This window comes from Phycisphaerales bacterium (genome assembly GCA_029268515.1).
Lineage (GTDB): Bacteria > Planctomycetota > Phycisphaerae > Phycisphaerales > SM1A02 > JAQWNP01.
Window position 1 is genome coordinate 48,164 of sequence record JAQWNP010000014.1, and the last position, 23,642, is coordinate 71,805.

23 protein-coding genes are annotated in these 23,642 nt (G+C 51.1%); 11 read left to right on the forward strand and 12 right to left on the reverse strand.

Annotated features, from left to right (window positions below; all coding sequences use genetic code 11):
• Positions 1–19 precede the first annotated feature (19 nt).
• Complete coding sequence (locus tag P8J86_09395) at positions 20–637, forward strand: riboflavin synthase (protein ID MDG2054909.1); 618 nt, start codon at positions 20–22, stop codon at positions 635–637.
• A gap of 8 nt (positions 638–645) precedes the next feature.
• Here the strand turns inward: P8J86_09395 and P8J86_09400 are convergent, their stop codons facing one another.
• From P8J86_09400 to P8J86_09410, 3 genes are read right to left on the reverse strand one after another with little or no spacing between them, the layout of a single operon-like run.
• Complete coding sequence (locus P8J86_09400; protein ID MDG2054910.1) at positions 646–1,887, reverse strand: PP2C family protein-serine/threonine phosphatase; 1,242 nt, start codon at positions 1,885–1,887, stop codon at positions 646–648.
• 51 nt (positions 1,888–1,938) lie between these two features.
• Positions 1,939–2,439: a DUF192 domain-containing protein gene (locus P8J86_09405; GenBank protein ID MDG2054911.1), complete on the reverse strand. Its 501-nt coding sequence runs from the start codon at positions 2,437–2,439 to the stop codon at positions 1,939–1,941.
• On the reverse strand, positions 2,409–3,374 hold the full coding sequence (locus tag P8J86_09410; GenBank protein ID MDG2054912.1) for a glutamate--tRNA ligase family protein: 966 nt from the start codon (positions 3,372–3,374) through the stop codon (positions 2,409–2,411). The genes P8J86_09405 and P8J86_09410 overlap by 31 nt, the downstream gene beginning before the upstream one ends.
• Positions 3,375–3,481: 107 nt before the next feature.
• Between P8J86_09410 and P8J86_09415 the strand changes: the two genes are divergently transcribed.
• Positions 3,482–3,769 (forward strand): 4a-hydroxytetrahydrobiopterin dehydratase, encoded by a 288-nt coding sequence (locus P8J86_09415; protein ID MDG2054913.1) that lies wholly within the window; start codon positions 3,482–3,484, stop codon positions 3,767–3,769.
• A gap of 11 nt (positions 3,770–3,780) precedes the next feature.
• On the opposite strand, the gene P8J86_09420 is transcribed toward P8J86_09415, so the two are convergent.
• The 5 genes from P8J86_09420 to P8J86_09440 all read right to left on the reverse strand — a co-directional run bounded on the left by P8J86_09420 (position 3,781) and on the right by P8J86_09440 (position 8,435).
• Complete coding sequence (locus P8J86_09420) at positions 3,781–4,836, reverse strand: protein arginine kinase (protein ID MDG2054914.1); 1,056 nt, start codon at positions 4,834–4,836, stop codon at positions 3,781–3,783.
• Between the two features lies 1 nt (position 4,837).
• Positions 4,838–5,341, reverse strand: a complete 504-nt coding sequence (locus P8J86_09425; GenBank protein ID MDG2054915.1) for a UvrB/UvrC motif-containing protein — start codon at positions 5,339–5,341, stop codon at positions 4,838–4,840.
• A 92-nt stretch (positions 5,342–5,433) separates the two neighbouring features.
• Positions 5,434–6,264, reverse strand: coding sequence for a 3-deoxy-8-phosphooctulonate synthase (gene kdsA / locus P8J86_09430; GenBank protein MDG2054916.1), 831 nt, complete (start codon positions 6,262–6,264; stop codon positions 5,434–5,436).
• A gap of 105 nt (positions 6,265–6,369) precedes the next feature.
• The gene (locus P8J86_09435; GenBank protein ID MDG2054917.1) at positions 6,370–7,275 is read right to left on the reverse strand and encodes a hypothetical protein; all 906 of its coding nucleotides are present in this window, start codon (positions 7,273–7,275) and stop codon (positions 6,370–6,372) included.
• Between the two features lie 35 nt (positions 7,276–7,310).
• Positions 7,311–8,435, reverse strand: coding sequence for a sulfotransferase (locus tag P8J86_09440; protein MDG2054918.1), 1,125 nt, complete (start codon positions 8,433–8,435; stop codon positions 7,311–7,313).
• Between the two features lie 391 nt (positions 8,436–8,826).
• Between P8J86_09440 and P8J86_09445 the strand changes: the two genes are divergently transcribed.
• The 4 genes from P8J86_09445 (at position 8,827) to P8J86_09460 (ending at position 12,059) form a co-directional block, all read left to right on the forward strand.
• A complete protein-coding gene (locus P8J86_09445; GenBank protein MDG2054919.1) occupies positions 8,827–9,621 on the forward strand; it encodes a DUF1444 family protein in 795 nt (264 codons plus the stop codon).
• A 90-nt stretch (positions 9,622–9,711) separates the two neighbouring features.
• Positions 9,712–10,347, forward strand: coding sequence for an aminodeoxychorismate/anthranilate synthase component II (locus tag P8J86_09450; protein ID MDG2054920.1), 636 nt, complete (start codon positions 9,712–9,714; stop codon positions 10,345–10,347).
• A gap of 60 nt (positions 10,348–10,407) precedes the next feature.
• Entirely contained in the window at positions 10,408–11,496 is a 1,089-nt protein-coding gene (locus P8J86_09455) for an alpha/beta hydrolase (GenBank protein MDG2054921.1), read from the forward strand.
• A gap of 110 nt (positions 11,497–11,606) precedes the next feature.
• Complete coding sequence (locus P8J86_09460) at positions 11,607–12,059, forward strand: hypothetical protein (GenBank protein ID MDG2054922.1); 453 nt, start codon at positions 11,607–11,609, stop codon at positions 12,057–12,059.
• 21 nt (positions 12,060–12,080) lie between these two features.
• Here P8J86_09460 and P8J86_09465 read toward each other — a convergent pair whose 3' ends face one another.
• Positions 12,081–12,920 carry a hypothetical protein gene (locus tag P8J86_09465; protein MDG2054923.1) on the reverse strand — a complete coding sequence of 280 codons (840 nt, stop codon included), beginning with the start codon at positions 12,918–12,920 and terminating at the stop codon, positions 12,081–12,083.
• Between the two features lie 103 nt (positions 12,921–13,023).
• On the opposite strand from P8J86_09465, the gene P8J86_09470 reads away from it, so the two are divergent.
• On the forward strand, positions 13,024–14,553 hold the full coding sequence (locus P8J86_09470; GenBank protein MDG2054924.1) for an amidohydrolase family protein: 1,530 nt from the start codon (positions 13,024–13,026) through the stop codon (positions 14,551–14,553).
• Between the two features lie 6 nt (positions 14,554–14,559).
• Positions 14,560–15,018: a cyclic pyranopterin monophosphate synthase MoaC gene (gene moaC, locus P8J86_09475; GenBank protein ID MDG2054925.1), complete on the forward strand. Its 459-nt coding sequence runs from the start codon at positions 14,560–14,562 to the stop codon at positions 15,016–15,018.
• Here moaC and P8J86_09480 read toward each other — a convergent pair.
• A complete protein-coding gene (locus tag P8J86_09480) occupies positions 15,015–15,692 on the reverse strand; it encodes a phosphoribosylanthranilate isomerase (GenBank protein MDG2054926.1) in 678 nt (225 codons plus the stop codon). The genes moaC and P8J86_09480 overlap by 4 nt on opposite strands.
• Positions 15,692–16,909 (reverse strand): rhomboid family intramembrane serine protease, encoded by a 1,218-nt coding sequence (locus P8J86_09485; protein ID MDG2054927.1) that lies wholly within the window; start codon positions 16,907–16,909, stop codon positions 15,692–15,694. The genes P8J86_09480 and P8J86_09485 overlap by 1 nt, the downstream gene beginning before the upstream one ends.
• A gap of 250 nt (positions 16,910–17,159) precedes the next feature.
• Between P8J86_09485 and P8J86_09490 the strand changes: the two genes are divergently transcribed.
• Positions 17,160–18,314, forward strand: a complete 1,155-nt coding sequence (locus P8J86_09490) for a citrate/2-methylcitrate synthase (GenBank protein ID MDG2054928.1) — start codon at positions 17,160–17,162, stop codon at positions 18,312–18,314.
• 3 nt (positions 18,315–18,317) lie between these two features.
• Here the strand turns inward: P8J86_09490 and P8J86_09495 are convergent, their stop codons facing one another.
• Complete coding sequence (locus tag P8J86_09495; GenBank protein MDG2054929.1) at positions 18,318–20,633, reverse strand: VCBS repeat-containing protein; 2,316 nt, start codon at positions 20,631–20,633, stop codon at positions 18,318–18,320.
• Between the two features lie 149 nt (positions 20,634–20,782).
• On the opposite strand from P8J86_09495, the gene P8J86_09500 reads away from it, so the two are divergent.
• Positions 20,783–21,760 (forward strand): trypsin-like peptidase domain-containing protein, encoded by a 978-nt coding sequence (locus tag P8J86_09500; GenBank protein ID MDG2054930.1) that lies wholly within the window; start codon positions 20,783–20,785, stop codon positions 21,758–21,760.
• 81 nt (positions 21,761–21,841) lie between these two features.
• Positions 21,842–23,563 carry a hypothetical protein gene (locus P8J86_09505; protein ID MDG2054931.1) on the forward strand — a complete coding sequence of 574 codons (1,722 nt, stop codon included), beginning with the start codon at positions 21,842–21,844 and terminating at the stop codon, positions 23,561–23,563.
• Positions 23,564–23,642 lie beyond the last annotated feature (79 nt).

The window sequence follows — 23,642 nt, forward strand, 5'->3', positions numbered from 1 at the left end:
CAGATTGGAGAACCAGGGCATGTTTACTGGGCTGGTCCAGCATATCGGTGAAATAACCGCCATCCAAGATACTGATGATGGTCGCCATCTCGTGATCGATTCTTCTGGCTGGGATCATGTGCCAGGGGTGGGTGATTCCATCGCCATTAACGGATGTTGCCTGACCGTGACCCAGTCGGTGGATGGGTCTGGGCAGTTGCACTTCGATCTGACCCAGCAGACTGCCGCCTTCACCACCTTTGGGGGTGCGATCGCAGGTGGGTTGGTCAATCTGGAAGCAGCGGTTCGGGCTGGTGATCATCTTGGAGGGCACTTGGTCCAGGGCCATGTTGATGGGGTTGGTGAAGTTGTCAACATCACAGAGGATCCGGCACGATATGCCATTGAGATTAAGTTGGCCGATCAGTGGTCTGATCTGTGCAGATCAGCATTGGTCCCGTTTGGTTCAATCACGATAGACGGTGTTTCTTTGACACTGACCAGCGTCCATGAGGATGGTTGCGAGGTGGTACTCATACCTATCACTCGCAAGGTAACAACCCTCGGTCAGCTAAACGTTGGCCAAAGTGTTAACGTTGAGATAGACAGTGTTGCAAAGACTGTTGCCCAAGTGGTCAAGAATATGAAATTGAGCTAACTGCCGATTCAGGCAGCTTTGTGCAAAGGGAGCCGCGGTTGATTGTTCTGAACCTGGCTCTTTGGTCTGACCTTCAAACAAAGCAGCGTAATGTCATCATGGCAATGTGCTGCAGGATTCGGTTTATCCATCAGTTTCTGCGCGGTCATGATGGTCGACATTGCATCCTGCAATGGTAGTAATCCAGACCAATCTGTTCCCTGAGCTGTGTTCAGTGCAGATTCGACACCATCAGAATAAATGAGGAGGCGATCATTGATTTTCATCGCAATGGTGCGCTCTTGGAAAGTCTCCTGATCAAAGACGCCTAGCAAGCCACCTGAGGTTTCGATCATCTCCATTTGGCCATCGCTGGAGAGGTGAAGAGGGGGTGGGTGGCCTGCGGAAGCAATACAAATGACGTTGGTTCGTACGTCCAAGACGCCATACACCGCAGTTGCAAACCGATGTTCAGCACTGCATCGCTCAAGTAATTTCTGGTTGAGATGAGCGAGCACCTGCCCAGGCGAGAGTATCTTGCGTGTCTCTGGGCAATGCGTGATCAGACTGCGAGAAATGGTCATGGCAAGAATTGCTGCAGGGACACCGTGTCCGATGGCATCGGCAAGCAAAAGGCCCACGTGGTTTTTATCAAGCTGACGGACGTCATAGACATCGCCAGAGACAAATTCAGCTGGGCGCCAAAGGACATCAAACTCAGTGCCGTCCACTGTTGGTAGCTGGTGTGGCATGAGTTCATGTTGCACGGTGGCAGCTAATGCCAGCTCGTCATGAAGCCTTTGTATCTCGCCCGTGAGTCCCATTTGAACGTTTCTGGAGTCATTCAGTGCGCCAGCAATCCAATCATTTTGTTTCGCCACATGAAGTAAGGCATTGATCACACCGCTCAGAACTTCGGCAGTGGTTGATTGGTTGAGTATCAGCGGATTCCAGTGTCGGAGTTCATTTTCCACTGTGTCAGCGATCACAATTGTTGGTCGAAGATCGCTTTGGCAATGCATCAAGAGGCTTGCCGCTGTCTGGTGCTGGCTGTCGATGCCAAAGACAATGGCCACTGACACCGAATCAAAGGTCAATTTGCTTACTGGTTTGGACTGAGCCTGCAATCGGAACTGAGGCACTTGCATGCCAGGCCATGCAGCTCGTAGTGCATGGACCATCGCCTTCGCCTCTATCTTCAGGCGATCAGCGTAATTAATCAGAATGACTGGCGTCCCCATCCGTAGGCCCCGCATGCATGCCATTGTCATTGTGGCACGTCTCAAGTGAGCTTAGACCACTAAGCCACAGGAGTCATCGGTCTAACGGACCCGGCTCTTAAGGTGATCTAAGTCGATATCTAGGCGATCATTGAAAGTAAGCCCTAATTCGGCCGCTCTACCAGGGGCGAGTTCAATGGCAAACTGTGCTGGAAACCGGCTCGAATAGGTTCCAAGTCGGTTCCGATATTGGCTATCGGACTCATGATCAAATTTTGGGTCTTGTGCCTTCATGGTATGAATTGCGGTGACACGGCCACGTCCATCCAGAAAGACAATGTCCATATCCGTAATACAGTGACCCATCCAGAAGTTGCGGATCTCAATATCTGGGAAAATGAAGATCATGCCACCATTTCGTTCTATTTCTTGGACGCCCATCAATCCCTGATTTCGTTCAAAGAAATCATCAGCAACAGCGAGGTCAAAGATTTCACCGGCGAGGACAATGCGCTCTTGGTCAGGATCGGCGACTTGATTGCTGCAGGTCAGTTGCATGACAGTGAGTGAAATCAAGAAGGTAAAGAATCGGCAAGCAACCATCGGTGACTCTCCTCGGTAAATGTAACCTGTTGAGTAGGAAGTCTATCGAATGAAAAAGTGCGTGTGAATTCTTCCAGGCACATCGGCACCGGATCTGGGCAGATGCCACTATATGACGCAATGAGACCGATGATTCGTTCTGGGCAGACGCCTGCCCTGCGATAGGTGATCAGTCGAGAGTCACCATGCCTTTTTGCGAGCCGTCTTCCATCGGGGCCAACCACAAGTGGTACGTGCCACCATTTTGGAGGCGGTGCGTCCAGTGCCTGATAGATCAGGGTCTGTCGAGCGACTGACGACAGGAGGTCATCGCCGCGAACCACATCTGTAACACCCTGTCTAATGTCATCAACAACCACAGCGAGCTGGTAGGCGGGTTGTTGGCGTTGTGTCCAAACAACGAAGTCGCCCACATCAGCAGCGGTATTGATTTTCTGGGGGCCGTGAATTTGATCATGAAACTTGATTGGTTTTTCATTTGTCACAAATCTGTAGTTTGATCGGCAGTCAGGATCGAATTGGTACGCAGCAGGATCAGTCGGCCGTAGGCTGGGGGGAAAACGATTCTCGCACTGTCCAGTGATCTCACCTTCTTGAGGCGCTGATGCGGCCATTTCGATTTCACGTCGCGTCAGATCGCAACGGAAGATGAGCCGTTGGTCTGCAAGCGTCCTCATGGCGGTTTGATAGGGTTCCAGCTGTGCCGATTGGACGATTGGTGGCTCAAGGCCCGTCATACCCAACCAATGAAGCATATCGATGGCTTGCTGGTCAGCACCGAGTTTGGTGCGAGGCGTATCAAGATCTTCAACTCGCAGTGCAACCGTCCAGTTCCTTTGCTTGGCCAATGCCCAATTAATCAAGAAAGTGCGGGCATTTCCCAAATGGAGTGCGCCGGTGGGTGAGGGAGCTAATCTGGTGCGGGGTTTTGTCATTTTGGAGCTGCTCGATATAGTCTAGCCCGTCAAAGCGAAGGCTTAGAGATGAGTTCAGCAAAGTTTCATAAGAGGCTCTTGAGAGATGCTCAGGCGGAGATAGTGTGATGGATCGAATCGACCCCGAAAAAGTGCAAGCTCAGGTTGAGGTCATGACAGAATGGGCCCTCAATGGCGAAGCACTTCAGCGAACTTTGTCATTTGCCGACTTTCAACTGGCAATGGACTTTGTGAAGAAGGTGGCTGCGCTTGCCGAGCAACAACAGCATCATCCAGACATCATGATCCGATACAACAAAGTAACACTGACAGTGACGACGCATGATGCTGGTGGTCTGACAGACCGTGATTTTCGACTCGCGAAATCCGTCGACGAAATCACACTTCAATCATAAGAAAATTCTGGCTACTTCTCATCCGCTCTCAGTGCCTGTCGGACGATCGTGGCTCGTCGCGCTCGAAGTTTCTCCGTTCCGACCGTCTCATCTTCAGGTGAGAGGTGTCCAGGCTGTAGCAAAAGAAACAGTTTATTAATCAGGGCGGGATCAATATCGGTGATGCGTTCGAGGAAAATCCCCAGTCTGACACGACTGAGGTACTTCATTGCTTCGTCAACACCGAGGAGGTGTGCGGAACGCAAGATATTCAAGGCTCGATGGACGCGGTCATCAAGAAGAAGGGGATTCTTCTTCAAAAGCATTTGTCGAGCTTGTCGTTCATAGTCAATGATCCGAGGAATAACACGCTGTTGGAATTCAGCCATCAGTTCATCTTCCGATTGGCCAAGCGTAATCTGATTACTGATCTGGAAAAGATCGCCTGTTGACTCTGATCCTTCTCCGTAATGGCCACGGACTGCCAAGTGCAGATCCTTCGCAGATCGCTTGACTCGTTCAATCTCACGTGTAATCAAGAGTCCTGGCAAATGCATCATGACAGAAAAGCGAGCGCCAGTACCCACATTGGTTGGGCATGCCGTGAGGTAGCCCCAGCGTGGCGAGAAAGCATATTCCAGTGACGACTCGAGGCCTTGTTCTACCTGGCATATGCGATCAAAGGCTTGATCAAATTGAAGTCCTGCTGTGAGTACTTGTAAACGAAGATGATCTTCTTCGTTGACCATGAGGCTCATGGATTCGTCGCGTGCAACAGCAACCGCTTTGCTCGCTCGTGTTTCTGCATGGTGGCGGGAAATGAGGTGGCGTTCGACCAGAAGCATTCGCTCACGGTCTGAGGCCTGATTAAGATCAACCCAAATCATTTCATTGGTTGGCTGATTGCCGAGGTCACATTCGGCGAGTGCTTGTCGCGTGAGTGCAACAATTTCTTGGCACTGTCCTTGTGTGGCCCGGTTGACAAATGGGAAGCAGGCCATATTGCGTGCTATCCGTACGCGGCTACTGACGACGACATCACTGTCTGGGCCAACATCAAGCCATGCTCCAAGATCATCGAACGCCATTTCAGTCCTCTTTATCTGGGCCGTGTAGCTTCATATGGTCTAGTTGATCTCGTAATTCAGCGGCACGCTCATATTGCTCTGCTGCGACAGCAGAGTCGAGTTCATCTGCCAGTCTGCGAATACTCAGTTGACGATCAATACTCGCGCCAGCTTGACTGGGAATACTTCCAGTGTGGTGGCAGGCACCATTTTGTGCACGCATAATCAGTGGCTCTAATTGATCAACAAAGATCTCGTAGCAATCTGGACAACCAAGAATGCCACGTTTTCGGAATTCTTTGAAAGGGAGTCCACAGCCATCACATGAAAGTTGTTCACTGGGATGCTTTGAGTCAGACTTAGAGGTCACAAATTTTGTAAGAAGTTGATCGATGGGCTGCTGTTGGGGCATCGCAATACCCTCTTTCATGGCATGGTCAGCGCAGAGATGGAGCTCTCTTTTTTCGCCCCCGCGAATGACGACTTCGTGGACCACGGCTGGTTTGTCGCATTTGTCGCACTTCATAGGCGTTCTATCTTAGGCATCTCATGAGGTTGTAGGAAGATGTCTTTATGGATGTTCCCATCATCAGCTCATCAGGCATGCCTCAGCTCCATTTAGCAGGGGGTTGATTCCAGTGCCGATCGAATCGCCACGGCGCTCGCGAGGAGCTCGGGCATTGCCGCCATCGGCTGCATCGTGTCTGCGTCTGAGATTGCCTCTTTCGGTCTGGGGTGGCATTCAATAAACAGTGCATGGACGCCAGCGGCCACAGCCGCTCTCATCAGCAGTGCCGCCCGATCAGGTCGTCCGGCAGTTTGATTATTGCCGCCCCCGGGGAGCTGGGTGGAGTGCGTGACGTCGAAGCAGACGGGCACCTCCAAATCCATAAGATCGCCAACACCAATAAAGTCATTGACGAGCCGGTGGTAACCGAAGAACGTGCCTCGTTCAGTCAACATGATGTTGCGAGCGCCGGCGCGATCAAGTTTATCTCTGACGTTTTTCATCTCTGCGGGGGAAAGGAACTGGCCTTTTTTAACATTGATCGCGGCATTTGTTTCCGCGGCCGCATTTAAAAGATCCGTTTGGCGACAGAGGAATGCAGGAATCTGCAAAAGATCGGCGACTTCTGCGGCAGCCTGAGCTTGGTCGGGATGATGAATATCAGTGCAAATAGGCACGCCTGCTTCTTGCTTGATTCTTGCGAGTTCTTTGAGGCCATCATTGAAGCCAACACCGCGAGGTGAGCGATCACTTGTGCGGTTGGCTTTATCGAAGCTGGCCTTAAAAACATACCCCAGGCCGAGTGAGTCGCACAGATCTCTGAGACTTGTTGCAATACTGAGATTAAGTTCGGGAGCTTCAAGGCTACATGGCCCAGCAATGATCAGCAGGGGCTTTGCGTCGCCGACGAAGTGAGGGCCGAGTTGAAATGAACTGTTCATCAAGATCAGCCTATCAATTTGGAGGGCCGCATGTCAGAAGATCATGCCAGGTTTCAGAATGCTGCTCGCTGAGCCTATCGGCTTTATCAAGTGAAATCTGTGGACTTAAGGATCGGTGCTGTAGCCCTGAGAAGCGAGATCCTTGCCGAGCATGGCAGAAAGCAGGCGATTACTGTCGTTGAAATGACCTGAGAAAAGCGCACTGGCTTCATCCTCTGGGCGTGGATCTTCACATGGCCGGAGTTTGGAAATGAGACGGCTCAATCGCTGTAGCGGTTCAGCTGGTTCTAGCTGTGGTGGTCGAATGGTCGTCGGATCGGACCGATATCGATTCGTGCGTCTCAATGATGCAAGGCTGCTGCTCGGTTCTGCTGGGTTATGCACGCTGGACGGATCAAAGTGCTCAGGCATCGGGCTTTCAAGCAGTTCTGAAAGTGACTGGAAGTACGAGTCTGGATCCAAGGCGAGATCTTCGACGAGGCTGACATGGACGTGATCATTGCCAAGAAGATCTTGGTAGTGCTTGATCAGGTGGTGGTACTCATACTTTGAATGATTAAAACCAGGTACGCGGTAATCTCTCATAGGCATTGTGTATTGCCTGAACGTCATGGTTCCGCCGATCCGTAGGTACTGCTTGTAGATCGAACTGATGAGTGCGAGCTGTTCTCGAATGCTGATGAGAACGTGCGCTCCTGGCAACACATTGGCAATGCGTTGGGCGATGAGTGTGTCGTCATAGTGACCCGAGTGGGGGTTTCCTGACAGTCGCTCATGCGAGATTACGAGCGTGTTTCCTGAGGATGCAGCTTGCTCGGCTTGTTGCGTAAAAAAATCAGCAGCAGCAGTTTGGTCATAGTCGAAGGCATTGGGCGCAGTCAGAAGTTTGAATGCAACACCTCGATCGACATGGTGCACAGAAGGGCAGGCGCTAAAGAACGCTTGAAGCGTGCTGCTTGCTGCCTTGGCATACCCGATATGTACGATCGTCTTTGGTATTGACATGGCCATTACGAATCACCCATAGCCTGGAGCGGCGGATCGAATCATTTCAGCATTCTCTTGGCAGCATTGGTGAAGAGGAACCTGTTGGCAGTCCAGGTTCGGATGTCTTCTGCTCGGTCGAATCGCCGCCATTTGGAGACCTTTGGATTGCTGATCTTGAATTCGTATTCATCGAGAATATCTCTAAATTGCATGGTGACCAGTCTCATCACTCCTGGAGCGAGTTGTTGCTTCCAGGCGGTCAGGGGCTCCGTTGACAGTTTTCCAGCTTCATGTGATCCGGAGACTGACCAGCCATCTCGTTTCATCGGTGTCCCATGGTTTTCCGTGACTTCAAGGAGGCAAGGGTGATATTCAATCCCAAGCCATTCTGATAGCGATCGCATTTCCGTTTCCGGATCACAGAGCAGCCGATCATAGATCACCGTTCTAAAGTTCTCCGGGTAGAGTCTGGACCACTTTTTCATGAAGTAGTAGCTGTTGCGCATCTCAAGAAGCCTTTGGCCCAGAAATGGGTAGCCATGCTTCTTGTCTAGTTTGCGATGGTCATTGGCGATCCGAACCCGCTCTTTGATTTCTACTTTGCCATGCCGCATGTTGTTGATGGCCGAGTTCAACTGTCCATAGGGATTACGAAGAACATAAATGAACTTGAGGTTGGGAAACCATGACAGTAGTTCTGGTAGGAACTCTGCTTGGTGGACGCCTTTGACCACTACGCGCATCTCGTTGAGAGGTTGTCCCTGATAGTAGGAAGTCGACTCGACGACTGAGGCAATCAATGACTCGAACAAGCCCTTGTCGTTTTGTATCAGTCCTTGATTGAGTCTCGCGCAGATTCGTTCTTTAAAAACCTTGCTATCCAAGGCTATCTCTCGGCCACGCGGAGACGTACTCTGAAACCACTGGTCATTGCAGATCGACTCAATCCGTTTTTCCATCGGACCGATCTCAGGTTTTCTATTACTTGTAAGTGGTTTTATATCCGTGTATCGAAAGAAGTGGAACTCGTTGGTTGGATAGGTGAATAATTCTGGATGCCCATCAAACAGGAGCCGGGTCATCGAAGTTCCAGACTTGCGAAGGCCAGATACGAAGATTGGTGCAGCAATCATTTCGGAACACGGCGATTGTTCAGCTTGTTGCCCATCAATTTGGGTATTCATAAAAGGCTCTTTCCTTGGAATACGAATGTTGTGATGTTATATCGGATGATGGGCGTTCTTTGTTGGCGAGCATGTGGTCGGTTCGTGGCTCAGGATGGCTGTTGAGAGATTCGCACCTTCTCAAGGCGATGAAGCCACGCTGGCCTGTGTATAGAAGCATGCCAGCGGCGATGCGAAACTGATGGAGTGGGGGTCGATTTCAAATGAACTGTTCATCCAAATCAGCGTATCAATTTGGATAACCTGTTGTCAGAAAGGCCTTCAGTGCTACGGAATGCCAATAAATGAGATTTTAAGCTTTTAAAATCGGTCAGTAGGTGATTTTTATTCGATTCAAGGGTATTCCTAGACGACAGTCCTAGTAGGCAGTAACTGGCCAAGGGGAACAAGTATGACCCATATGCCGCGAGAACCAGAGGCCTTTGGAGAACAAGTGGCGCGGATTCTGCATCGTCAGTATCCCGATAGATCTGTAGAGATTGCTGGTCCAATGGACCTCATACTCAATGGTCGCCATCTGTCACTTAGTAATCTCTATCGAATGGTCCACAGCGATCCCACCCGTGGGGTGGATATTGTTGAGAACTATCTAGAGAAGCTCATTGAAGGTGATACGCTTGGGTCGCTCCCATTGCCTCTTTCTGTGGCAAAGCCGCGCATCATGCCGCGTATTCAACCAACGACTATCTTTGAACACCTTGATCGCGAGCAGGTTGCACATGTTCCGTTTGTGAACGACACATGCATCGTGTTTGTGATCGATATGCCGCAAATGACGGTTAGTCTGACCATCGAGCAGTTGATGCGTTGGAACCTAACACCAGAAGAGGTTGACCTTATTGCAAGGCAAAATCTTGATACCTATACACCACGCGTGAGCCTTAAGTTGTTTACAACAGCTGATGGTGGTCGTGCTGCGACCATGACGGTGCAAGATGGCTATGACGCAGCGCGTTTGTTGCTCAATGGTCTACATGAAAAACTGGCGCCTGAACTGTCCGGTGACTTTTATGCCGCGGCACCTGCCAGAGACATGTTGGTGGCATTTTCAGCTGGTCCGCCCGAGTTTCATAATTTGCTCCAATCTCGCATTGAGCGTGACTTCCGCCGGCTGCCTTATCCAATCACAACAGACTTCTTCTTCGTGACGCGCGATGGTGTAGCGGGCACAAAACGGGCGGCATAAGCTGATGCTCATGCTGGTTTACTGAGTGGCCATATGCGATTCTGGGCGACTGAGCGAAGATGCCAGTAAGTGGCTACGATTTAGGCCTTCATGCTGCTGATTATCGATAACTATGATTCGTTTACGTACAACCTAGTCCAGCGCCTCGGCGAATTGGATCAGGGGTTAGAAATCGTCGTGTACCGCAACGACAAAATTTCAGTTGCGCAAGCGAAAGATCTACAGCCGACACATCTCGTGATATCGCCAGGGCCATGTACACCAGCAGATACGGGCGTATGTCCTCAAATGATTGCGGAATTCAGAGGGAAGATTCCAATTCTGGGTGTTTGTCTTGGTCATCAGACCATCGCTGCAGAACATGGCATGCGGGTTGATCGGCATGACGTTCTGATGCATGGCAAGACTTCATTGGTTCATCATGATGGTAAGGGGTTGTATCGCGGATTAAGTAATCCTTTTGAGGCGACCCGATATCATTCTTTGATTGTGGATCCACAGACACTGACAGGCCCATTCGAGCGCAGTGCTTGGACTGAAACAGGCGAGATCATGGGGTTACGCTGGACGGGATCAGGTCACGAATTGGCACCGATGGATGGCGTTCAGTTTCATCCAGAGAGCTTTTTGACCGTTGAGGGGCCTCAGTTGCTGGGCAACTTTATAGGTATGACTGAATCTGTAGAGCCATCTAGTGACAGAAAGATGTCCCCCCCTGCGACTTAAAGACACAATGGGTATAAGTCAGCGCGTTCTGGCGCAATATTCACCAGAGGAGTTCATGCCATGAATAAGTGCAAGACGCAGGTGATTCTGGGCTTGTCTGTCCTGCTGATCAGTGGGTTCGCGTTTGGGCAAACGACACAGCCTGAAATGCCACCAGGGCCAGCTGCTGAGCCTGAGACAACTCAGCCGCCTCCAAGTCGCGAGGCGCGCGATGAGCGCCGCCAGCGGCGATCCCAGGCATCAAATGCATCTGGCAATTCAGGTGTTGAGATGGTGCGTGATGTCGTCTACGGAGAAGCGAAAAGTCGAGATGGTGTAACCGTTCAATTACTCATGGACGTGGCCGTGCCGCAGCGCAGTAGTGAAAAGCTCCTGCCCGCAGTCATTTATGTTCATGGAGGGGGATTTCGAAGCGGGAGTAAAGAGCAAGGTGGGCGCTTCATTGAGTCTCTTGCGCGAGCCGGGTACTTGGCAGCGAGTATCAACTACCGTTTGCTCGGGGTGGCGCCCTATCCAGCGGCGGTGCTCGATGTGAAAGAGTCGGTGCGTTTTCTTCGAAAGAATGCCCAATCACTTGGTATTGATCCAAATCGTATTGGGATTATTGGTGTTTCTGCGGGTGCTCATCTGGCGTCCATGATTGGCGCTAGTAGTGATGCAGCGATCTTTGAGTCGAACCAAGAACATTCGTCTGCAGTGGCCTGCGTTGTAGCAATTGCAGGGACAACTGACTTAGTCAAGTTTATGGCGAAGAAGCCTCCGCAACGTTCTGGGAATCGGTGGATAGAGGCAGCACCGGAAAACCTTGACCATGTGCTACGTGAAGCCAGCCCATTGAGCTATGTGTCAGCCGATGACCCTCCCTATCTTTTTCTGCATGGGACGGCGGACAAGGTGGTGCCAGTTGAACAGTCAAGAGACATGGCACATGCACTTGAATCAGAGAACGTTGAAGTCGTACTGGTGACGCTCGAAGGCGTTGGACACGGTTTCAAGGCTGATTCCATGCTCATGCCATTGGCCGAATTCTTGGATGCTCAATTGAATGGCCAGCTTTTGACTGTTGCTAAACAACGGTCTGCGATGCCTGCTGAGGAATCAAGAGAGCGGCGAAATCGCGATCAGCCACGCCGTGAACGGTCCAACTAAGAAGCGTGGGTTGACTATTTGAACGAGCGTCGTGTCATCGTCGGGGCAGGCGTTATCATCTAAGGCAGAACGATTGAGAATGAACAGGGTGCATAAGAGGAGCAGCATCGGTGTCAACATTTGCCGAACAGAACCCGGTTGAACAGGAACATGCTGGTGAAGATTTGGCCCGTGGCCGAGTTCTAGCAGTGCATGATTCGATATGCTCACTTCAGCCCACTGGTACCGATTACCGTATTGACTTGGTGATCAAGGAACAGTCTAGTGCGCCTATGCCGGAAGTTGGTAAGCGAGCGAAAGGGCGCATTACCGCCCAAGCACTTCGCCTCCACCCAGCCACAGCTGGTGGATGTTTTATTGAGCCTCTTGATGGGCCGCCTCGAATCGTTGCCGGACGAATTCGTAGAGTTGATAGACAATCAAGACGCCTGCTTGTCGAGGCTGTCTTGCCATTCTGGATCCAACTCCATAGCAGCGATGATCCTGGCCAATGGGAAGCCGGTCAGATGATCAATTGTTATGTAGAGAGTGGTACTTCATTTGCGATTGACACAAGCAAGTAGTCTCGGCAACCAAAAGCAGTCTTAGTTCGTCGTATTCGAAATGGAACTGTTGGAAGGCACCAGTGCTAGATTTTGTATCAGCCAACGGTATTGCGCAGCGGCGCTTGAAACTGCTTTCTTCGGGCCCAAGAGTCTTATGAACTCCGTACCAGAAGGTGTCTTGGTAATTGCCACAAGCATCATCTGCTGAGGCTTCGCGGTGCTAGAGCCCATCCCCGTGTAGCTTCCTTCCAGAGAGACGATTGTGCTATCTAATCCACCAGTCGTTTTAATCGTAAGGCGACTTGGCTCAGCGGGTGCGCCTTCCTGCGTTCGGAATTGTGAACGCCAACGTCTAATGTTGGCTTCCACTGTATTGCCCGCGGCTTCTGGGAAGCTAAAGACTGAAAGTCGGGCTGGAATGCCGCCATCCGGAGCCAGTATGTTAAATGCGATTTTTTCCATGCCAGAACTTGTTTGGCTCACTTGCTGCCAACCAACAGGCACGGGGCCTGTCACCATATCTAGTCGCGTCATTGAGGTCGCCCAGGTGGCATTCTCAATTGGGCCAGGGAGGCCTGGGATGAGGGTGGCTAGTTCACTGTGAGAGTTACTTGCTGTGTGACTGCTTGTTGCCACGGCACCATTAGGGGGACCAGCAGGCGTGACTGCCAGGCCAGGTTGTGCTGGAATGTTCTGTGCCGATGGTGTCGTTGTGTTTGGTGGGGCCTGGGTCAACGCTGGTGTCGTTGTTTGATTGGGGGCATCACTCCGTGGCGTACTAGCCAGTGGGTGCTCACTGGGTTCCTTTGAGCATGCGGTCGTGAATAAGAGGGCAAAAGCCGGAACAATCAAAAAGAATGGACGTGAGGGCAGGCGCATGGCATCTCTCCAGGTTACAGATGTATACCAACACCTTAGCATGCATCATTGAGCGGCGGCCATTCTGCGGGAAAGGTGGTTCTCAGGGAGTCAATATTGCCTCATGCCTGAATTGAAAAATGTATTTCTGACAGAGCCTGGTATGCCAGCTGAGCGTAGGTCTCTCATTATTGACAGCGGCGTCATTCGCTCCAGTAGCAGCTCTTGTCAGGATGGTCAGCAAATAGATGGTGCCGGTGGTTTTGCGGTTCCGGGGATGATTGATAGCCATCTACACCTTGTGTACGGCGCCGAGTCCCAGCGGCAGCTTGATCTAAGTCGTGTGCGAAATCGAGAAGAATTCGAGCAAGCTGTTTTTGAGCGCCATCAGTTATTGCCTGACGAACAGTGGCTCATCGCAACAGGCTGGAATGAAACCCAGTGGGATCAGCAGGTCCTACCCAATGCATCCTGGTTACGTGTTGCAGGGAATCGACCTGTGGTATGCCACCGAGCTGATTTACATGCCATGGTGGTCAATCAGGCCGTACTTGAGCGAGCTGGCATTGATGATCAGCGTTCTGATCCAGATGGTGGTCAGATTGTGCGATGGACAACTGGCCCCCAACAAGGTTCGGCAACGGGCTTGCTACTGGAAGCTGCTGCTTGGCAATTCGTCAATCCAATCATTCCACCACTGACGGTACAAGAGCGCCGGGAAGCGCTACGCGTTGCACAGCGCCAGCTGAATGCCCAGGGTCTGACTGGCGTACGGAGCATGGAATACCAACGGGAAGTAGAAGAGGTGCTGCTGCCGATGCGCGATGATCTGACCTTGCGTACGCGCGTGGTCTTACTCGATCGTGACTGGCCTTTGGATACAACTTTTGCTGAAGCGTTTAAAGATGACGATATGCTTGCAATGGCAGGGCACAAAGCCTTTGTCGATGGCACCATGGGTTCAGGAACTGCCAGATTGCATGCTCCATATACTGACGCGCCCAGTGCTTTGGGGCAGTGGGTTGAGATGGCGACCGACAACACTTTTGAAGCGTGGGGGGCCTTCTTGGCCGAGCAAGGGTATACCCCAGTTATGCATGTCATTGGTGATGCGGCGCTGACGCGAGCAATTGATATGGTTGAATCGCATCAGTGGCGTACGCCACCAACATTTGAGCATGCTCAGCAGATTGCCTGTGATGATATGGCTCGACTGTCAGGCAGATTCGTATCAATGCAACCTGAGCACCGACGTGTCGATGCAGCCGCACTGGTTCACAAGCTCGGTGCCACACGTATGCAGCAGAGTTTTCCATTTCGTTCACTCGTCGATCACGGTGCCGTCTTAGCATTTGGTTCGGACTGGCCAGTCGTGACCAGTGATCCCTGGCAAGGCATGGCCGCAGCCATGATCTGTCCGAGTTTGGATGGATTTGATCGCACGCAGCAACTCACCGTTGAAGAGAGTTGGCGTGCTTATACGCATGATGCAGCAAGGATCTGTGGTTTTGATCGATCTGGAGCACTCAAGCTGGGGCACTTTGGCGACATTACGGTCATCGATCAAGATCCACGCGAGCTGGACTGGACATGCCAGCGGCCCAAGATTCTTTTGACGATCGTGGGTGGTAAAGTGGTATACGATGGACGTTGAGCAGATATGAATGACGAACTCACACATCTTGATCAAGCAGGTCGAGCCCAGATGGTGGATGTCTCGAAGAAGCCACCAATGCACCGTCGCGCCCAGGCAGAAGGATTCTTTTGTTGCCAAGCTTCCACACTGGATCGCGTGATGGAGGGCGATCTGCCCAAGGGTGAAGTTCTGGCGGTGGCTCGCATTGCAGGTATCAATGCTGCGAAACAGTGTGACAGTCTCATTCCGCTGGCCCATTCACTGCGCCTTGATCAGGTAGCGGTGTACTTTGAGCGTGCTGGCGATGACCGTTTGCGCGTGCGGGCTGAGGCGGTCGCAACTGGCCCCACTGGTGTGGAGATGGAGGCGTTAACGGCTGTAAGTGTCGCATGTCTCACGCTCTACGACATGACGAAAGGTGTCGATCGCCAGCTGCATCTCCAGGACATTCGTCTGGTGAGCAAAGAGAAGACGCCAATCTAGTCGTGGCTGCGAATTCGATCGGCGGCCCGTACGGCTTGGCAGAATGCTCGGATGGCGCCGTGGTCCTTGACGCCAGGTGCTGATTCAACACCACTGCTGATGTCGACGGCCCATGGCCGCAAGAGTGTGATGACATCGCCGACATTGTCGGGCGTTAAGCCACCGGCCAGGATCAATGGACTGGTGAGCGTGTGGCGTATATCAACCAGGGGCTGATAATTGAAACTGGCGCCACCGCCAGCTGAGGCACCATCAACCAAGACGGCATGAATCCCGGGGTGCTCTTGCCAGCGGTTGAGATGTGAACGACTAAAAGGAAAGCCGCGGATGACAATTGTTTTGGGCATCTGAGCAGATAGAGACGCAATGACTGATTCACTTTCTTGCCCATGCAGCTGAATTGCATCGACTGGTAATTTGGCGATCTCTTCGCTGGGTGCGTCAACATAAACGGCAACCGAAGTCAAAGTTGAAGGCGTCTGTGCCAGCAACGCCTTGGAAGTCTCCAAATCAACATATCTTGGTGAGTTCTTGGCTCGGACAAAGCCAATACCATTGGCACCTTCTTGAGCAGCCACCTCAATGGCCTCTGGAGTGGATACGCCACAAATTTTTATCAGTGTGACGCGCGGTTGACCGTCAGCGATTGTTTTTGGAGGAAGTGTGAGTGTCATTAATCGCCGATTTCTTGAGTGAGATCATCAGCCAGCTTCTGCTGGGAAGATTGACGGAGTTTGCCGCGGAGCTCCTTGAGCAGAACCCGGGCTCGCTCGGGCCGTTGTAATCGTCTGAGGTAAAGTACCGCGAGCATGAGTTTGACCTGAGGCACCTGTATAGAGTGCTTATATTTTTGTAAAAAGAGCTCGTAGGCTCGTGCAGCAGTTTCATTTTCGTTGTCCGCGCAGAGTTGACTCGCAATATCCATTTGATGAGCTTCTGGCAACGTGGCTTCTGGATCGACTTCGAGAAGGGCTTTGTATCGACCGGCGCCTTCGTTGAGTTCATGCTTCCGAATCAATACCCCAATCTGAGCTTTCGCTCGAGCGGCGGCTTCCTGAGCGGGGGTGAGGGGATCTGCGTTGAAGGACGATTGTTTGCTGGGAGGCTTGTTGTTGGATTTCATCGCTGGCGGCACATCGGTGTCAGGCTTTTCCCAGGTCACACCCTTCTGCTTGTTCACCTCACGTCTGAAAATGGCGCGACGTCTAGACTGCTTCCAGATCCAAAGCAGGTCAAAATCGCTGCTCTTTACAAACTTCGTGGCAAGAAGCACCATCGCTAATGTGAAGCCATAAACGTACCCAGCAATATGGGCGAGGTAAGCAACACGAGCTTCATTGCCTGTAATGAGCTGAGTGGTCTGACTAAAGAGATCAATGGCAAAATACAACAGGATGAGCCACAGGCTGGGAATCTGATAAATACCGATGAGGAAAAAGACCAAGATCACGCGAACACGACTGCGAGGGAATAAGACGAGAAAGGCCCCAGTGACAGCGGCAATACTTCCGCTAGCGCCAATCACAGGGCTCGTGGACCAGGCTCCATGGACGATGGCAGCAACAATGCCGCCGATCAGATAAAAGGCCAGGAAGCCGATGCGACCCATTCGATCTTCGACGGCACATCCGAATATCCATAGAAAGACCATGTTGAACAGCAGGTGAAAAAGATCATCTGGTGCATGCAAGAACTGGTAGCTGATGAGCTGCCACCAGACAAAGTTCTCGCTATGGAACCGGCCCCAAGCCGTGAAGTCGCCGGTGGTGTAGAGGCTATAGAAAGCACCCAGCAGCATGATCAAATAGACCAACATATTGGCCACCAAGAGTGCCTGGGTGACGACTGGGCGTCGTTTGAGATTGACTTCGGTCTTGAGTGGGAAAAGCATTGTTGAAAATTAATCTAGGCCATTCTTGGGCGGTTGGAACCAAATATGGCTTGGTTACTGGTTTTGCATAGTCTATGCGGAGGATCTCTTAGGCTCATCCTATTCATCTGGTTGGCGATTGCCCAGCAAGTAGGGGGGCTCTATGATGGAAGCTTAGTCCGGGTGGCGAATCGGATCTTCGCCAAATGACCCTCAGTTTATTTTGTGAGATATCACTAGCAGGCTCCAGCAAGGAGTCGGGAGTTGACTATTGACTGCTGTATCGACCGGTATGCCAGGTGTTGATAAGGGACTTGAGCACACAATTGCCTCAGAATCAGAGATGTCATTCATCGATGGTGGGAAGGGTATTCTTGAATACGTGGGTATTCCAATTGGTGAGCTTGCTCAAAACTCCTCCTATGAGGAAGTTGTCTACCTGCTTTGGAATAAGAAACTACCTACATCTGCAGAGCTCGAATCATTCATCAAAGAAATTCGTGATGCGAGTGATTTGCCAGAACAGATGTGGGATTTTATCAAGCAGATACCAGTCGATGCGCCACCGATGTCAGCGTTGCGGACCATGGTTTCGGCGCTCAGTCTCTACGACGCAGATGCAGAGTCGGAGTCCTTGGAATCCAATCGTAATAAATCCATACGAATTCTTGCCAGTATGCCAACCTTGATTGCAAACTTTGATCGGCACCGCAAACATCGCGAGTTTATTCGGCCAGACAAGAATTTATCGATTGCGGCGAGTTTCATCAAAATGCTAACTGGCAAAGAGCCTACCGACAGTATGGCTAACGCACTTGATACATGCTTGGTTTTACATGTTGATCACGGTCTCAATGCATCTACGTTTGCAGCCATCGTGACAATTTCCACACTCAGCGATATGTATTCAGCAGTGACCACAGCCATTGGCACATTGAAGGGGCCACTGCATGGTGGTGCAAACGAGGCCGTGATGCGCATGCTCCAAGAAATTGGAGAGCTCGACAAAGTTCCAGCCTTCATCGAAGGTAAATTGGAGCGAAAAGAGAAGATTATGGGCTTCGGGCATCGTGTTTATAAAGTATGGGATCCACGAGCCATCTATCTACGCGGCTTTGCTGAGCATCTGGCAGCAGATACAGGCAACGAGAAGCTATTTGCGATGAGTGATGCCATTGAAAAGATTATGGAACAGCGAGTTGGTGATCGAGGCATCCATCCAAATGTGGATTTCTTCTCCGCCACCACCTATCGATCACTTGGTCTTGAGATAGATTTGTTCACGCCTATGTTTGCAATGAGCAGAGTAGCTGGTTGGGCAGGTCACTGTATGGAGCAGCTGGCAGACAATCGTATTATGCGGCCACGTTGTGCCTACACAGGACCACATGATGCACCGTATACACCAATCGAAAATCGTGGTTAGTACTTAGCCGCTTTTCTTTTCTGTCATTTGTGGGTACATGAGTATCCGGTCATGGCTCAGTAAAATGATGTCGTGAGCGCCGTCATTGGTCATGTCTGTAATGATGACCTGGCTAGGCTCGTATTCTCTTCCCGCTCCACCAGAGAACAGCTTTGACTCGAAGACCTGGAAGCCTGTGACATATTTCAGATCGCCGTTCTTGGTAAACGTGAAGATCTCTAGCATCTGTTCGCCACTATCGAGTGACACCATGTCGGTATAGCCGTCGGCATTGACATCACCGACAGAGAGCTCATGTTGCATGCGGCGTTCTTCATCGGTTCGCCAAGTGTTTGCTTCCTTGAGTGAATAACGATCCCCACTCAAGCGAATGACGGCAAAACCACTCTTGCCGATGGCAAGCACATCCGCATCGCCGGACCCAGCAAATGAGCCTGAGTAGATCGGGCCAAAATCAAAGTTCCTGACCGAGATGGCCTCTTTTTCGCTCCAGGGGCCCGTGGTGTCATTTTCTGAGTTCATAATCAGGAGACGGTCATTTTCTTTGTCTGCAACGAGCAAGTTGCCATCGGGCAAGAGGTCGATCGCGACGAGATCGGCAGTTGAATCATGGGCGTTAATTTGCTCAATGACCTGCCATCCAGGACTAATGCCATTTCCCGGGTTCGGTTCGTAGCGGACACCCCGTACAAAGTTCTTATCTGCGATCAGGAGCTCTGCTTTTCCATCGAAGTCGATGTCTTTGACGGCGGTGTTGTCGCTTCCAGCTGCTTTGACCAAGCCGTATTGACCCATGCTGTCTGATTCAACCATTTCAAAGCCATCATCAGTTGCATGCATCATGATCATGGGCCGGTCAGGGGTCATCAGTAGGAGGTCGGTCTTTCCATCCTGATCTGCATCAATAGCAAGAATGGCCTCTGGCGACTTTGTCAATTTGCCAAGTTCAAAACTGCGCCGTTGGCCATCCATATCAATCAGATCGATCATGTAATCACGGGTGGACTTGCCAATGACAGCGACGGACATTCCATCATTGAGTTCGACAAGACTCAGCGCCAGTGGCGTGTGCCCGTCGGAAAGATTGAGTGGTCGTGGGAAGGGGATCTTGCCATCGGCGGTGACATCGCTCCGTCCAACCACGCCTTCTTTTTCGCTCAGCACAAAAATCTCTGCCTGAGGATCATCATCAACATTGCCAGCGACGACTGATTTGACATCGGAAAGACCGGGATGCAGAACGCCAGCCTGCATACCTTTACCGGGGGTTTGCCGGTAGATGGCCAGGGCATTGGCTTCTGTGTCCGTGGCAACGAGATCTAAGAGTCCATCACCATCGGTGTCGATGACTGTTTGTTGGCGGCCTCGATTAGAGGGGTCGGTAAAGCTCTGGACTCTTAGCGAGGCTTCTCGATCGCCGGTTTCGGCGACGGCTTCTTTACTCACTTTATACAAAACGATACGTTTTGAGGCCTTCTCAATAACGGCCATACGCGCGGCGGGGTCATCGGGAAGTGTCACAGAGATGAACTCGCGTAGGGCGGGCATTTCAAATGGAATTTGACTGCCTATCGTCTTCATGCCTTGTTCAGTACTGCCAAGCCAAAGTCTGACAGGTGCTGAACTTTCTGGAATGATTCCAGCGACATCTGTTTGTCCATCGCCGGTGAAATCTGACAGTCTAAATGCAGCGATACCTTCACCGGATGACAGCACCGTCTCTTGGCCCAGCTGATCGCCATCCATGGGCCAAATCCAGATGTCGCCTTCAACGAGACTCACTAATTCTGGTGCTGAATCACCGATGAGATTTGCCACAGCGAACCCGCTTCGATTGGCGGTGAGGTTTTTGACGCGGTGGCGACGGCTGGTCTCAAAATTCCCCAGTGATGTCTGTTTGAGGAAGACAATCTCATCAGGGCTGCCAGCATAGATCAGGTCACTGAGTCCATCATTGTCAAAATCATGGATCGCAATGGCCATGACCTTATGCATGACTGAAATCTGTTCACGGTTAAACCGCCAGTGTTCGGGCAGTTCGTTGGCATGTTTGGGATTGGCTTGTTCAGAGGAGGGGCTTGCATTTTCTTTCTGCGTGAGCAGATCAATTCGGCTTGCACGGTTGTTGATTGCAATAAGGTCTTTCAGGCCATCATTATTAATATCGCTGATATAGATGGGTCCTGCGTCTCTGCCAATTTTAATCACTTCGAGGCCACCAAAACCAAAGTGATCTGCCAGATCTGATTCCTGGCCCATGAGTGTGGTGGGAAGGCAAAAAGTCAGTAGCAGGCATGATGACAGAATAGAACGTGGCATAGAACAAGCTCCTCAGTGGTTCGCCAATGGTCAGTACGCTCCTGACGTACGTGGAACGCAGTCCAGAGAGGGATATACTACACTATGCGGTCTCGGCCATCTGGGGCCGCTGCGTGTATTTTTATGATCTGCTCATGCCGGAGAATGTTATGCCAAATAGGATTAATTCATCGTTCTTTTGTCTGGCCTTGGCTATCGCCTCGACGCTGTCAGCGGGTGTATTAGCAGACATCATTACTCTTAATGGCGGTGCTGAAGTCAAGGGCACAGTCGTCAAGCGTAATGATCGTGCGATCTGGATCGATGTGGGGCCCGAAATTCTGATGTTCAACGTCGAGGACGTTGGCAATGTTGATCTTTCTGAATCAGAAGGCGTCATGAAAGTGAAGTCTGATTCGTTGTTCCGCACAGCAACAGATCTGCCAGAGCTGAGTCCACGCGAGCAGGCAAAACGCATTGGTCCAGCGGTCATCAAAGTCTCTACACCTGGAGGCTTGGGATCAGGGGTCATCATTAACGACAAGGGCAACGCTATTACGAATGCCCATGTGATCCAAGGCGAAACGAATCTAAGAGCAACGGTCTGGATCACACAGCCAGATGGCACGCTCAAGCGAGTCGTCATGGAAGATATCGAGATCGTTGCAGTCAATAATCACTTGGATCTTGCGCTTCTTCGTATTCCGGAACTTGATTCCAAAGGCACCGCATTTGCTCCGCTGGAGCTTGCAGAGTCAGTGGAGATTGGTCAGCCCGTTTTTGCGATTGGAAACCCGCTTGGTTTAGAGCGAACAATGAGTCAAGGGGTGATTTCAACAACGCAGCGAAGTTTTGATGGAATCACTTACATTCAGACTGATGCAGCGATTAATCCAGGTAACTCTGGCGGGCCACTGTTCAACACCAAAGGTGAGGTGGTCGGAATTACAAACATGGGAATCCTTGGTGGTGAAGCACTTGGTTTTGCAATACCAACAAGGTATTTGAAAGATTTTATTCGCAATCGCGAAGCATTTGCGTACGACAAAGACAACCCCAATTCTGGGCATCGTTATCATCCGCCGCCTTCCCGTGAGGCTTTTGGGCCATCTCCGGGTCTTGATGATTCGACGTCTGTGGCAGAGTAAGAGCGACTTTCCTCCTTATGAAGGTTGAGAATTGGGTCTATTGACTAGCTGGAAGCGAATCCGAGAAAGGATGACTCTTTGATGAAGTACATATTGGTTGGTGCGACAATATTGGGTGCAGCAAGCCTGGTTCAGGCAGACATTACGATGGCAGAGCTGTCGCCGAAAAACTCTATTGTCGTTGCTGGTTCAAACAACATGGAAAAAATGGTTGAGCAGGCAAAAGCGAGTGGTCTGATGGATATCTGGGAAGACGAGCGTCTCCAAGGTGTTCGAGATCAAATGAACGAGCAGATGCTTGATCAAATGAAAGAGTTCAAGGAACAGTTGGATATTGAGGAGATGCCACCTTGGCCGAACGGGCCCGTGGGCATGTCAGTTTTCAGTGTGACTGATCCTGAGACAGGATTCACAGATCCTGGTGTTCTCGCGTATGCCTCGTATGACGGCGACTCTATCGCATTGGCGAAAGATGTTCTGGACAAGCTGATCGAAAAGGCTGAGGCAGAAGGTGAGATTGAGGTTGAGGAAAGTGATCTCGCTGGAGCAGATGTCCGTATTTTGCGAGCAAAAGTCAAAGAAGGCCCATGGGATTCTTTCCCAGCGATGTATCTGTTCCAGAAGGATGGGCACTTTCTTATTGGCAGCGACAGCGAGAGCGTCGCCCAGGCAATCGAAGTTATCGGTGGCGGTGATTTAGAAATGCTCAGCGCCGACAGTAACTACCAAGGCCTGCAAGAGCTGATGGGAGATAAGGGTGCTTACGTTTGTGTCATGATGCCTGCCGTTTGGGACATGGTTGCCAGTACGGATAGCACTGGCATGTTCTTTATGGTCCAACCAACGATCAGTGCACTTCTTGGTGATCTGAAGTCAGTAGGTATGAGCATGGGCATGAATCATGGATCAGCCATGATCGAGGCGCAAATGGCCGCTTATATGCCAGAGGGCAAGACCGGTTTGATGTCTTTGATAGGCAAGAATGCAACGGTGGGTGATCTGCCGAGTTTCGTATCAAGTAACACGATCTCTGTGAGCGAGATGTCGGTCGATTTTGCGGGCATTATGCCGATGATGCAGAAGATCATTCGCTCGAGTCCAATGCTGGCCATGCAGGCACAGGAAATGATGACAGAGTGGGAGCCTCGCCTGACCAAGTTGTTTGGGTCGATGGGCACACGTGTTTACAACGTGACCGCCGCGACAAAGCCCTACTCCATGGAGACCATTCACAGCACCTATGCGTTGGAGTGCAAAGATGCTCAGGCCTTTGAGACGGCGCTGGCAGAAATTGCTCCAATGGCAGGCATGCAGCCTCGCGATTTTGTAGGCAATCGAATCTACTCCATGAACGCAGGTGGGGCAGGCGCTAGCTTTTCAATCGGTATCGGCGGTGGCTGGGTATTTATGGGCACCGATCAGTCAGTTGAGCAAGGATTGCGGAGTGCTGGTGCTGGGGATGTTGGAGCATTTTCAACCAACGCCAGTTTCCGGACTGCCATGGCCACGCTGCCAGGTGACTCATTTGTGAGCTGGAGTTATACCGAGATCGTCGAATATCTTGAACTTGCGGCCGTGGAGATGGAAGCTGGGCATAAGGAAATGCTTGAGCAAATTAGGCAGTTTGATCCTGATGCAGCCGACGAGATGGCTGCTGAAGGCTTGGATTCTCCAATGAAGGATATGGATATGGAGCTTCTTCGCGAGTACTTTGGTGCGGTCGTGTCTGAGACGAAGTCTGTTGAAAATGGCTTTGTTGGTAAGTTCTATGTACTTCCAGGAACCAAGCGTCAGCAGGGCTAATTTGTAACAACATCAGTTGAAAAAATAGCAGGGCCTCTGATTCGTCAGAGGCCCTGTTTCATTTTTGGTGCGTTTTTGA